We start from the raw sequence: 11,871 nt of genomic DNA on the forward strand, positions 1-11,871 counted from the left end.
CGTCCTATAAAGGCGCGTTCCTCTTCCTTAGGAAGTTGCCTACATATGGCCGATTACCTAGGCAAATAAGTGGGAAGGGGAGGGTTATTGTCCATCTGTCGTCATCCCCCAGCCAGAAGTGAACTTGCCGCTCGTTGATGCCTCCGAGCAAAAGGGCCATCCAGCCTGCTGACGGCTGCAAGCCACCGGTCAAGCCAATGATCGGAAGCGTGCAAAGCGTTGTGGCTCTTCCAGAGTGACGAATCCGGCATTTATTTAAAGGACTAAACCATGACAACCTTCGATAGTACGAAAGTGGATTCCCATACCGTGAGAACCGGCCCGGGCACTGTCCAGGTCGACCTCACCGGCCAGTTCGATGATGCCCAGAGCATCACTGTCCAGTCGGACGGCAAGATATTGATTGGCGGCTATACCGAGTACCTGGCATGGGGATACCCCGGGGCGCCAGGTGAGGAAAGCTACGGTTACGAACAGAACCATTCCGTTATCCGCCTGAATGCGGATGGAAGCCTGGATACCGGCTTTCATGACGGTGGCGTCGACATGGTACCGGCCACGACAGCGCCAGCGTCCCGCTATGAGCTGACGGCGGTGCAGTTCGATGGCAAGGTGCTTGTCGCTGTGGCGCTGAACACCGGCATACAGGTGGAGCGCTATAACAGCGACGGGACGCGCGATGCTGGCTTTGGTCAGAACGGCGTCATGACGGTCGACGTCGGCCATGACTTCAAGGATATCGACCTGACGGCCAATACGGACGGCACCTTTCAGGTCAGTGCCCGCGGGTTTGACCAGGCGACCGTGACCAAGGTTGGCAATGACGGCAGCTTGTTCGACGGCTTTGGCAACCATGGCGTGCTGACCGTCGATATTTCCGAAGATCCGTTCTTCAACGGCGGGATCTCCACTGCCGTGCTGGCGGATGGAAGCGTCGTGGTCGGGGCTGCCTACAACGCCGCTGGTGTGGGCGATCCGACGTTCGCGTTGCAGCGTTTCAACGCCGACGGTCAGTTGGATACCCGTTTCGGTGACGATGGCGTCCTGCATTTGAGCGCCGCCATGGGGTTTGGCGAAGACTCGGTGGTCACCGTGCAGGCTGACGGCAAGATTATCGTGATGGGCCATGGCGAGGGCGATAGCTTGGCTACCGTGGCGCGGCTCAACGCTGACGGATCCTTCGACAGCAGCTTTGGCAGCAATGGCTCGGTGACCTTCGAGGCCGACACGCCGGTGGCTTTGACGGTACAAGCGGATGGCCGGATTTTGGCTGCCGGCACGAACAGCGGAGATTTCAATGTCATCCGCCTGAACGCCGACGGCAGCCTGGACACCAGCTTCGGCAGCCAGGATGGCAAGCTCCACGTGGATGGGTACGCTGGCGAGGAAATCCTGCGCGGCACCGATGCCGCCGAAATCATCCATGGCCTGGCGGGCGACGATGTGCTCCAGGGCGACGGCGGACGTGACGTGTTGCAAGGTGGCGCAGGCGCGGACATTTTCCGTTTTGCCGAATTGGGCGACAGTTTCCGCACCGCCACATTGAACAACAGCGACCGCATCCAGGACTTCGATGTCTCTGAGGACCGCATTGACCTGATCGGCTTGGGCTTCACCGGGATTGGCGACGGGCATGACGGTACGTTGGCCATCCAGGCGAGCGCGGACGGCACTCGCACGTACCTCAAGAGCTTCGACGCCGATGCCGCCGGGCAACGTTTTGAACTGGCCCTGGACGGTAATCTGGTCGGGCAGTTGAACAGCACCAACCTGGTGTTTACCGCGCCCACCGTCGAAGGGACGTCTGCCAACGATACGATCAACGGTTCTGCCCTGTCGGAGATCATCCGTGGCCTCGACGGCAATGACCGTATCAACGGCGGCGCCGGAGCGGATGTCATCATCGGCGGCGCGGGCGCCGACCGTCTCAACGGCGGAGACCGGGCCGACATTTCGTTGTGGACGGACAACCGTGAAAACGCCGACGTATTCCGCTATCTCTCCACCGACGACAGCTACCGGACTGACAGCCAGAGCTTTGCCGACCTGATCGAAGGCTTCACGGTTGACGACAAGATCGATGTGTCGGCGCTGGGCTACACCGGTTTCGGAGAGGGTACGGACACTACGCTGAAGTTGGTTTACAACGAGGCACTGGACCGCACTTACCTGAAGGATGCGGAAGCGGACGCCCAAGGCCATTCGTTCCAGATCGCACTGGCTGGGGACTGGCGGGAAAGCCTTGGCGAAGACAACATGGTCTTTGCTCCCGCAGCGGCGCCCGACGCCGAATTAGGCCTGATCGGGGTGGCGCCAGATGTCGATCAATGGCATTTGCTGAGTTGACGGGCACAAAAAAACCGCGTGGCAGACAGACGCTGCCACGCGGTTTTTTTCACTTCAGACGTTAAAGCGGAAGTGCATCACGTCGCCGTCCTTGACGATGTATTCCTTGCCTTCCAGACGCCATTTGCCGGCTTCCTTGGCGCCCGCTTCGCCCTTGTACTGGATGAAATCCGAGTAGGCGATGACTTCGGCGCGGATGAAGCCTTTCTCGAAGTCGGTGTGGATGACGCCGGCGGCTTGCGGGGCGGTAGCGCCCACGCGAACGGTCCAGGCGCGGACTTCTTCGACACCGGCGGTGAAGTAGGTCTGCAGGTGGAGCATTTCGTAGCCGGCGCGAATCACGCGGTTCAGGCCAGGCTCTTCCAGGCCCAGGGCCTCGAGGAACATGTCTTTCTCTTCACCGTCGTCCAGCTCGGCGATTTCCGCTTCGATCTTGTTGCAGACCGGAACGACCATGGCGCCTTCTTCTTCGGCAATGGCCTTGACCACGTCCAGGTGCGGGTTGTTCTCGAAACCGTCTTCAGCGACGTTGGCGATGTACATGACCGGCTTGGTGGTCAGCAGGTGGAAGCCCTTGATCACCTGTTTCTCGTCGGTGCTCATGTTCTTCATCAGGCTGCGCGCAGGCTTGCCTTCGGTGAAGTGGGCGATCAACTGTTCCAACAGGCTTTTCTGGACGACGGCGTCCTTGTCGCCACCCTTGGCGTTGCGAGCGACTTTCTGCAGTTGCTTCTCGCAGCTGTCGAGGTCGGCGAAAATCAGTTCCAGGTCGATGATTTCGATGTCGCGTTTCGGGTCGACGCTGTTGGAAACGTGAATCACGTTCTCGTCTTCGAAGCAGCGCACCACGTGGGCGATGGCATCGGTCTCACGGATGTTGGCCAGGAACTTGTTACCCAGGCCTTCGCCTTTCGACGCACCGGCCACCAAGCCAGCGATGTCGACGAATTCCATGGTGGTCGGCAGGATACGCTTGGGATTGACGATCGCCGCCAAGGCTTCCAGGCGTGGATCGGGCATCGGCACGATGCCGCTGTTCGGCTCGATGGTGCAGAAGGGGAAGTTCTCGGCCGCGATCCCGGATTTGGTCAGGGCGTTGAACAGGGTGGACTTGCCGACGTTAGGCAGGCCGACGATGCCGCAATTGAATCCCATGGTGTTTCCCCTCGGATAAGTGTCAGGCCTTCTGGCTGTGCAGGTTTTTCATCGCGCGGTTCCATTCACCGGCGAGGATATCCGGCAGCACGCCGAGGGCGAAGTCGATGCTGGCATCGAGTTTTTCCTGTTCGGCGCGAGGCGCACGACCCAGGACAAAGTTTGAAACCATACTGGCAACGCCCGGGTGGCCTATGCCGAGCCGCAGGCGGTGAAAGGTATTCTGATTACCCAGTTGCGCGATGATGTCGCGCAACCCGTTGTGACCGCCATGGCCGCCGCCCTGCTTGAGCTTGGCGACGCCCGGAGGCAGATCGAGTTCGTCGTGGGCCACCAGGATTTCTTCCGGCTTGATGCGAAAGAAACCGGCCAATGCCGCCACGGCCTGGCCGCTGCGGTTCATGTAGGTGGTGGGAATCAACAGGCGAACATCCTGACCCTGGTGCGAAAAGCGCCCGGTCAAGCCGAAATATTTGCGATCGGCGGCCAGGCTGACGCCTTGGGCGTGCGCGATGCGCTCAACAAAAAGGGCCCCTGCGTTATGCCGGGTCTGTTCGTATTCGGTGCCTGGATTACCCAGGCCAACGATCAGTTTGATGGCAGTCACGATAGGGGCCCTTCCTGGAGTGGTGGATAACATGTCGCGTCAGACGGTGTGGCGACAACGAACGAAAATTGCGGATCTACCGTTAAGTAAACTTCGCGTTCTTGCCCGTTGTCTCGCTACGTTCCAGTCCGCGATGTTTCCGGTCACTCCGGCGACAGAGTGAAATTACTCTGCAGCGCCTTCTTCAGTAGCTTCTGGAGCAACACGTGGAGCGTGGACGTTGGCAACAGCCTTGTCATCACCGTGAGCCAGGGCAACAAACTCAACGCCTTTAGGAGCCTTGAGGTCGGACAGGTGAATGATCGTGCCGACTTCGGCGTCAGCCAGGTCGACTTCGATGAATTCAGGCAGGTCTTTCGGCAGGCAAGAAACTTCGATTTCCGAAGTCACGTGCGAGATCTCGCCGCCTTTCTTGACCGGGGCAGCTTCGTTGATGAAGTGCACTGGAACAACAGCAGTCAGCTTCTGACCGGCAACAACGCGGACGAAGTCAGCGTGCATCACGTGGCCTTTGGCCGGGTGACGCTGCAGGGCTTTGATCACGACGTTTTGCTTGGTGCCGCCAATGTTCAGCTCGATGATGTGGCTGTAGGCCGCTTCGTTTTCGAGCAGTTTGGCAACTTCCTTGGCCAGCATGCTGATGGACTCAGGGGCTTTTTCGCCACCGTAGACTACAGCTGGAACCAGGCTTGCGAGACGACGCAGGCGGCGGCTCGCACCTTTCCCCAGGTCGGAACGCACTTCAGCATTCAGAGTAAAATCGTTCATGTTGTATCTCCAAAATAGCCATTTCCGAATGACGTCTGCGACCGACGCCAAAGCGGTATGGGCAAAAAAGCCCCGCCCCAACATGAGTGTTGGGGCGGGGCGCTTTTCGTCAACGAGACATTCAGGAAAGGGCAGGGCCCTTAGCGGAACATCGCACTGATCGATTCTTCATTGCTGATGCGGCGAACCGCCTCGGCAACCACCGGTGCGATATCCAGTTGACGGATACGCGCACAGGCTTGTGCTGCAGCGGACAACGGGATGGTGTTGGTCACCACCAGCTCGTCCAGCACGGAATTTTCAATGTTTTCGATCGCCCGACCGGACAGCACTGGGTGTGTGCAGTAGGCAAAGACCTTGGCAGCGCCATGCTCTTTCAGGGCCTTGGCCGCGTGGCACAGGGTGCCGGCGGTATCGACCATGTCATCGACCAGAATGCAGGTACGCCCTTCGACGTCACCAATGATATGCATCACTTCGGAGTGATTGGCTTTCTCACGGCGTTTGTCGATGATACCCAGATCAACGCCCAGGGATTTGGCAACGGCCCGTGCACGCACGACGCCGCCGATATCCGGGGACACGATCATGAGGTTTTCGAAGCGCTGATCTTCAATGTCATCCACCAGGACTGGGGAGCCGTAGATGTTATCCACGGGAATATCGAAGAAGCCCTGAATCTGGTCAGCATGCAGATCGACCGTGAGTACACGATCGATGCCGACTACGGTCAGCATATCGGCGACGACTTTCGCGCTGATAGCCACACGTGCGGAACGCGGACGGCGATCCTGGCGGGCATAACCAAAGTAAGGAATAACAGCAGTGATACGAGTAGCCGAGGAGCGGCGGAAGGCATCAGCCATCACGACGAGTTCCATCAGGTTATCGTTGGTCGGAGCGCAAGTCGGCTGAATAATGAAGACGTCTTTACCGCGAACGTTTTCATTGATCTCGGCAGTGATTTCGCCGTCGGAGAACTTACCGACAGAAATGTCACCGAGAGGGATATGCAGCTGACGTACGACACGCCGAGCCAGATCGGGGTTGGCGTTCCCCGTAAAGACCATCATCTTGGACACGCGCAGTACCTGAAGGCTGAGGGTATACCTGGATGAGTATAGGAAAATGGCAGGGGCGGCTGGATTCGAACCAACGCATGGCAGGATCAAAACCTGCTGCCTTACCGCTTGGCGACGCCCCTGTATCTGTTGCTGCGAGTGCCCAGCACTCGATTCCTTTTAGAGCAGGCTTTGCAGCTTGCGATGCAACATCGAAACGTTGCTTCCTTTTGCTACAAACCCTGTAAGGGTCTCTGTCAGAAGGGCCGAGACTTTATCAGCTTCAGCTTTGCTTGGGAAGCCCCCAAACACACAACTTCCAGTTCCGGTGAGTTTTGCTTCGGTAAAATTACCTAACAAATTCAATGCGTTACGAACATCTGGATAACGCCTTGCTACCACCGGTAAGCAGTCATTTCGACTGTTTCCCTTGGGAACGGGGCGCACTTTAATGGGAGGAGAGTTACGTGTCAACAGTGGATCTGAAAAAATTTCTGCTGTACTTACAGATACTTGCGGCACCAGCACCAAGTACCAGGGTTCTTCGGGTTCTACCGGCGTGAGTTTTTCCCCCACACCCTCGGCAAAAGCCGCGTGGCCACGCACGAAAACCGGTACGTCGGCGCCCAGCGTCAGGCCCAAGGCCGCCAAGCGATCCATGTCCCAGCCCAGTTGCCACAAATGATTCAGGCCCAGCAAAGTCGTCGCCGCATTCGAACTGCCACCACCGATGCCGCCGCCCATGGGCAGGATTTTTTCGATCCAGATATCGATGCCCAGCGAACAACCGGATTGTTCCTGGAGTTTTTTCGCGGCCTTGACGATCAGGTTGCTGTCGTGGGGAACGCCAGCGAATTCGGTGTGCAAGCGGATCACGCCATCGTCGCGCACGGCGAAAGTGATCTCGTCGCCGTAGTCCAGGAACTGAAAGATTGTCTGCAGCTCGTGGTAGCCGTCCGGTCGCCGGCCGAGGATGTGCAGCATCAGGTTGAGCTTGGCCGGGGAGGGCAGCGTCAAGCGTGTTGCGCTCATGTCATTGCCCCAGCTTGCGCGGCTGCCATTGCTTGATGACCAGCGTGACGTCGAGGTTGCTGCCGTGCAGCTTGATGCGCTCGGGCAACCAATAGCCGTTCTGCTGGGCATAGCTGAGGTATTCGATCTGCCAGTCGTCCTGCTCCAGGTTGGACAGGCGACTGTCCGCGTCGAGGGTCAAGCGGCTTTTGCTGTCCGGTGCCGGCAGGCCGCGAACCCACCAGGTCAGGTGCGACACCGGCAGTTTCCAGCCCAATTGCTCTTCCAGCAGCGCTTCAGGCGTCGGCGCCTCGTAGCGCCCCTGGTTGGCGACTTCCAGCGAAACCTGGCCCGGCCGGCCGGTCAAGCGTGCGGCGCCACGGCCCAGCGGCCCGGAGAGGCGAATGTCGTAGTAATCCTGGCGCTGCAGCCAGAACAAGGTGCCGCTGCCCGAATCCTTCGGCGCGCGAATACCGATCTTGCCGTCGATCTGCCAGCCATCGAGGCCACTCAATTGTTGCTTGTGCTCGCGCCACTGGGCCTGGTTGCCCTGGCCCTGGACGGATTCACGGGCGCCGAAGCCCGCGCAACCGGCGAGCAGGGCGATGAAACTGAAAACGATGAAATGGCGCAAAAACATAATCTTAAAGAGTCTCTGATCCGGTCAGGCGTTTGATGGTGCTGCGCAGGATGGGGCTGTCGGGCTGTTCCTTGAGGAACTTGTCCCAGATCTGCCGGGCTTCGCGTTGCTTGCCGTTGGCCCACAACACTTCACCCAGGTGAGCGGCGACTTCCTGATCGGGAAAGCGCTCCAGGGCCTGGCGCAACAGGCGTTCGGCTTCGTCGAGATTGCCCAGGCGGAAGTTCACCCAGCCGAGGCTGTCGAGTACCGCCGGGTCTTCCGGGTTGATCTGGTGGGCCTGCTCGATCAGCACCTTGGCTTCATCGTAGCGGGTGGTGCGATCCGACAGGGTGTAGCCAAGGGCGTTGAGGGCCATGGCGTTGTCCGGGTCGCGCTGGATGATCAGGCGCAGGTCTTTCTCCATCTGGGCCAGGTCATTGCGTTTTTCCGCCAGCATGGCGCGGGTATACAGCAGGTTCAGATCGTCCGGGTATTGCTTCAAGGCTTGTTGCAACACGCCCCAGGCCTTGTCGCCCTGGTTGTTGGCCGACAGGGTCTCGGCCTCGATCAGGAAAAGCTGGATGCCATAATCCGGCTGGGTGTCGCGCTGGATGGCCAGGCGACTCTGGGCCTCGGCCGTCCTGCCGTTGCCCATCAGGATGTCGGCCTGGCGCAACTGCGCCGGGAGATAATCATTGCCCGGGCCGACCTGGGCGTATTCGATCAGGGCACTCTCGGGGTCGTTGCGCTCCTCGGCGATGCGACCGAGGTTCAGGTGAGCCGAATCGACATGGCTTTCCCGCGCGATCAGGTCTTCCAGGTAGCCCTTGGCCTCTTCCCAGGCCTTGGCTTCCAGGCAGACCAGCGCCAGGGAATAACGCAGGTCGTCATCCTCCGGGTACTGCTGCACCAGGCTGGAAAATTCGACCTTGGCGTCGTCCATGCGGTTGTTCTCGACCAGCATGCGCGCATAGGTAAGGCGCAGGCGTTTGTCGTCCGGATATTTCTTGATGCTTTTTTCCATCAGCGGCAGGGCTTCGTCGCCGCGATTCATGCTTTGCAACAGCCGTGCACGCAACAGGATGGGCGCCACTTCGCCGGCCTCTGGCGGGTTGTCTTCCAGCAAGGTGAGGGCGCCCTGGGAGTCGCCGTCCTGTTGCAGCAGCAATGCCTTGCCGAAAATCAGCTGTCCATTGTTCGGATGACGCAGCAGCAGGCGGTCGAAGCTCTTCATCAGGCCGGCGCGGGTTTCCTGGTCGGTATCGGCGGCGGACAGCGCGAGGAAGTCGAAATGGGTATCGCCTTTGCCCTGCAGGACTTTTTCCATATACGTCATGGCGTCGTCATAGCGTCCGGCACGTGCCAGTTGTATGGCGGCGGCGCGTTGCGCTTCCAGATCGTCCGGGGCGTTCTTCGCCCAGATCAGCGCAGTATCCAATGCAGGCTGGTCAGCGCCCAGGTATTCGGCGATGCGAAACGCGCGCTCGGAAATCCCCGGGTCCTGGGTATTGATGGCCTGGGTGACGTAGTTGTCCAGCGCAATATCGAAGCGATTGCGCTGGCCCGCCAGCTCGGCACTCAGCAGGCTGAAGATGGTCTCCTCGCTGAACGAGCCGTAGACCTTGGGCTTTTCGGGGGTCGGGGAACTGTCTTCGACCGGTGGCGTACCGTCCGTCGAAACGGGGGCCATGGACTGGCAGCCGCCGAGGAAGGCAAAAGCGAGGAGCAACGCAAAGGATCTATTCATATAGGAAAAGGACGACTAACCTGCGGTCGGATCATCATGACACAAGCCATCGGTCAAACATAACCGAGTCTCGGCGGATGCTTTATAGGCACAGGTAATTGTGACAATAGTCGGGGGTGGTTGTTCTGGATCTGGCGAAGTAGGACAATTGCCGGCTTCACGTCACCATCAGCGACCTTGAATGGCCTTCCTTGCACTTGGTATTAACCACAAGACTGCTTCAGTAGACGTCCGCGAGCGCGTGGCCTTTACGCCTGAGCAGCTGGTTGAGGCCCTGCAGCAGCTCTGCCGACTCACCGACAGCCGCGAAGCTGCGATCCTCTCCACCTGCAATCGCAGCGAGCTTTATATAGAACAGGATCACGTTTCGGCCGATTCAGTGCTGCGCTGGCTGGCCGAATACCATGATTTGAGTCTTGAAGAGCTGCGCTCCAGCGCCTATGTGCACGAAGATGATGCGGCCGTTCGTCACATGATGCGCGTCGCCTCGGGGCTTGATTCGCTGGTGTTGGGCGAGCCGCAGATCCTCGGCCAGATGAAATCGGCGTACGCCGTGGCGCGCGAGGCAGGCACCGTCGGCCCGCTGCTGGGGCGGCTTTTCCAGGCCACGTTCAATGCCGCCAAGCAGGTGCGCACCGACACCGCCATTGGCGAGAACCCGGTGTCCGTGGCGTTTGCCGCGGTCAGCCTGGCGAAGCAGATTTTCAGTGACCTGCAGCGCAGCCAGGCGTTGCTGATCGGTGCCGGCGAGACCATCACCCTGGTTGCCCGCCACCTGCATGACCTGGGCGTGAAACGCATCGTGGTCGCCAACCGCACGCTGGAGCGCGCCAGCACCCTGGCCGAACAGTTCGGCGCCCACGCGGTGCTGCTGTCCGACATTCCCGCCGAGCTGGTACACAGCGACATCGTCATCAGTTCCACCGCCAGCCAGTTGCCGATTCTTGGCAAGGGCGCGGTGGAAAGCGCCTTGAAGCTGCGCAAGCACAAGCCGATCTTCATGGTCGACATTGCCGTGCCGCGTGACATCGAGCCGGAAGTCGGCGAACTGGACGACGTTTACCTCTACAGTGTCGATGACCTGCACGAAGTGGTTGCCGAAAACCTGAAGAGCCGGCAAGGCGCGGCCCAGGCGGCGGAAGAGATGATTACCGTCGGCGCCGAGGATTTCATGGTGCGCCTGCGCGAGCTGGCGGCGGTGGACGTGCTCAAGGCGTATCGTCAGCAAAGTGAACGGCTGCGTGACGAAGAATTGCAAAAGGCCCAGCGCCTGCTGGCCAACGGTGGCAGTGCCGAAGAGGTGCTGGTGCAACTGGCCCGTGGCCTGACCAACAAGCTGCTCCACGCGCCCAGCGTCCAGCTCAAGAAACTGACCGCCGAAGGCCGCCTCGATGCGTTGGCCATGGCCCAGGAACTTTTCGCCCTCGGTGAGGCTTCACCGGATAGCTTTTCGGATAAAAAATCGCAATGAAAGCGTCACTGCTCAATAAGCTGGACATTCTCCAGGACCGTTTCGAGGAACTGACCGCCTTGCTGGGCGACGGCGAGGTCATTTCCGATCAGAACAAGTTCCGGACCTACTCCAAGGAGTACGCGGAAGTCGAGCCGATTGTCGCGACCTATAAACAGTTGCTCAAGGTGCAAGGCGATCTCGAGGGCGCCCAGGCGCTGCTCAAGGACAGCGACCCGGACATGCGCGAAATGGCGGTGGAAGAGGTGCGCGAGGCCAAGGAGCAACTGGTCGAGTTGGAAAGCAACCTGCAGCGCATGCTGCTGCCCAAGGATCCGAACGACGGGCGCAACGTGTTCCTTGAAATCCGCGCCGGCACCGGTGGTGACGAGGCGGCGATCTTTTCCGGCGACCTGTTTCGCATGTACTCGCGCTACGCCGAGCGTCGTGGCTGGCGTGTGGAAATCCTCTCGGAGAACGAAGGCGAACACGGCGGCTATAAAGAAGTCATCGCCCGGGTCGAGGGTGACAACGTCTATGGCAAGCTGAAATTCGAATCCGGCGCCCACCGCGTACAGCGTGTGCCGGCCACCGAATCCCAGGGCCGCATCCACACATCCGCCTGCACCGTGGCGGTGTTGCCCGAGCCGGACGAACAGGAAGCCATCGAGATCAACCCGGCGGACCTGCGGGTCGACACCTACCGTTCTTCCGGTGCGGGCGGCCAGCACGTCAACAAGACCGATTCGGCGATCCGTATCACGCACTTGCCGTCGGGCATCGTGGTCGAATGCCAGGAAGAACGCTCCCAGCACAAGAACCGCGCGCGGGCGATGTCCTGGTTGTCGGCCAAGCTCAACGACCAGCAGACCAGCGCCGCCGCCAACGCCATCGCCAGCGAGCGGAAATTGCTGGTGGGCTCGGGTGATCGTTCCGAGCGGATCCGTACCTACAACTTTGCCCAGGGCCGGGTCACCGACCATCGCGTCAACCTGACCCTGTATTCCCTGGATGAAATCCTTGCCGGTGGTGTCGACGCGGTGATCGAGCCCTTGCTGGCCGAATACCAGGCCGACCAGTTGGCCGCGATTGGCGAATAGGCAC

At 59.8% G+C, this 11,871-nt stretch carries 10 protein-coding genes and 1 tRNA gene; 3 read left to right on the forward strand and 8 right to left on the reverse strand.

What is annotated here, in order from left to right:
* The first annotated feature begins 270 nt into the window (after window positions 1-270).
* The gene (locus JMN22_RS17360; protein ID WP_198796242.1) at window positions 271-2,346 is read left to right on the forward strand and encodes a calcium-binding protein; all 2,076 of its coding nucleotides are present in this window, start codon (window positions 271-273) and stop codon (window positions 2,344-2,346) included.
* Between the two features lie 54 nt (window positions 2,347-2,400).
* On the opposite strand, the gene ychF is transcribed toward JMN22_RS17360, so the two are convergent.
* The 8 genes from ychF to JMN22_RS17400 all read right to left on the reverse strand — a co-directional run bounded on the left by ychF (window position 2,401) and on the right by JMN22_RS17400 (window position 9,317).
* The gene (gene ychF, locus JMN22_RS17365) at window positions 2,401-3,501 is read right to left on the reverse strand and encodes a redox-regulated ATPase YchF (protein WP_198796243.1); all 1,101 of its coding nucleotides are present in this window, start codon (window positions 3,499-3,501) and stop codon (window positions 2,401-2,403) included.
* A 22-nt stretch (window positions 3,502-3,523) separates the two neighbouring features.
* Entirely contained in the window at window positions 3,524-4,108 is a 585-nt protein-coding gene (gene pth, locus JMN22_RS17370) for an aminoacyl-tRNA hydrolase (RefSeq protein WP_030138575.1), read from the reverse strand.
* Between the two features lie 165 nt (window positions 4,109-4,273).
* Window positions 4,274-4,876 (reverse strand): 50S ribosomal protein L25/general stress protein Ctc, encoded by a 603-nt coding sequence (locus tag JMN22_RS17375; protein ID WP_030138576.1) that lies wholly within the window; start codon window positions 4,874-4,876, stop codon window positions 4,274-4,276.
* Window positions 4,877-5,016: 140 nt separating this feature from the next.
* The gene (locus JMN22_RS17380; RefSeq protein WP_003171603.1) at window positions 5,017-5,958 is read right to left on the reverse strand and encodes a ribose-phosphate pyrophosphokinase; all 942 of its coding nucleotides are present in this window, start codon (window positions 5,956-5,958) and stop codon (window positions 5,017-5,019) included.
* 47 nt (window positions 5,959-6,005) lie between these two features.
* A tRNA-Gln gene (locus JMN22_RS17385) sits at window positions 6,006-6,080 on the reverse strand.
* 37 nt (window positions 6,081-6,117) lie between these two features.
* Window positions 6,118-6,969 carry a 4-(cytidine 5'-diphospho)-2-C-methyl-D-erythritol kinase gene (gene ispE, locus JMN22_RS17390; RefSeq protein WP_198796244.1) on the reverse strand — a complete coding sequence of 284 codons (852 nt, stop codon included), beginning with the start codon at window positions 6,967-6,969 and terminating at the stop codon, window positions 6,118-6,120.
* Window position 6,970: 1 nt separating this feature from the next.
* On the reverse strand, window positions 6,971-7,588 hold the full coding sequence (lolB, locus tag JMN22_RS17395) for a lipoprotein insertase outer membrane protein LolB (protein ID WP_030138578.1): 618 nt from the start codon (window positions 7,586-7,588) through the stop codon (window positions 6,971-6,973).
* A gap of 4 nt (window positions 7,589-7,592) precedes the next feature.
* Entirely contained in the window at window positions 7,593-9,317 is a 1,725-nt protein-coding gene (locus JMN22_RS17400; protein WP_198796245.1) for a tetratricopeptide repeat protein, read from the reverse strand.
* A 181-nt stretch (window positions 9,318-9,498) separates the two neighbouring features.
* On the opposite strand from JMN22_RS17400, the gene hemA reads away from it, so the two are divergent.
* Window positions 9,499-10,788, forward strand: a complete 1,290-nt coding sequence (gene hemA / locus JMN22_RS17405; protein WP_030138580.1) for a glutamyl-tRNA reductase — start codon at window positions 9,499-9,501, stop codon at window positions 10,786-10,788.
* Complete coding sequence (gene prfA / locus JMN22_RS17410) at window positions 10,785-11,867, forward strand: peptide chain release factor 1 (RefSeq protein WP_198796246.1); 1,083 nt, start codon at window positions 10,785-10,787, stop codon at window positions 11,865-11,867. Before hemA ends, prfA begins: the two co-directional genes overlap by 4 nt.
* Window positions 11,868-11,871 lie beyond the last annotated feature (4 nt).

The organism is Pseudomonas sp. HB05, assembly GCF_016756915.1.
In the GTDB taxonomy this organism is placed as follows: Bacteria; Pseudomonadota; Gammaproteobacteria; order Pseudomonadales; family Pseudomonadaceae; genus Aquipseudomonas; species Aquipseudomonas alvandae.

Bases quoted from the DNA above. Each gene is read 5' to 3' on its own strand.
- lolB (WP_030138578.1), bottom strand. From the start codon at position 7,588: ATGTTTTTGCGCCATTTCATCGTTTTCAGTTTCATCGCCCTGCTCGCC.
- ispE (WP_198796244.1), bottom strand. From the start codon at position 6,969: ATGAGCGCAACACGCTTGACGCTGCCCTCCCCGGCCAAGCTCAACCTG.
- JMN22_RS17400 (WP_198796245.1), bottom strand. From the start codon at position 9,317: ATGAATAGATCCTTTGCGTTGCTCCTCGCTTTTGCCTTCCTCGGCGGC.
- ychF (WP_198796243.1), bottom strand. From the start codon at position 3,501: ATGGGATTCAATTGCGGCATCGTCGGCCTGCCTAACGTCGGCAAGTCC.
- JMN22_RS17360 (WP_198796242.1), top strand. From the start codon at position 271: ATGACAACCTTCGATAGTACGAAAGTGGATTCCCATACCGTGAGAACC.
- JMN22_RS17375 (WP_030138576.1), bottom strand. From the start codon at position 4,876: ATGAACGATTTTACTCTGAATGCTGAAGTGCGTTCCGACCTGGGGAAA.
- prfA (WP_198796246.1), top strand. From the start codon at position 10,785: ATGAAAGCGTCACTGCTCAATAAGCTGGACATTCTCCAGGACCGTTTC.
- hemA (WP_030138580.1), top strand. From the start codon at position 9,499: ATGGCCTTCCTTGCACTTGGTATTAACCACAAGACTGCTTCAGTAGAC.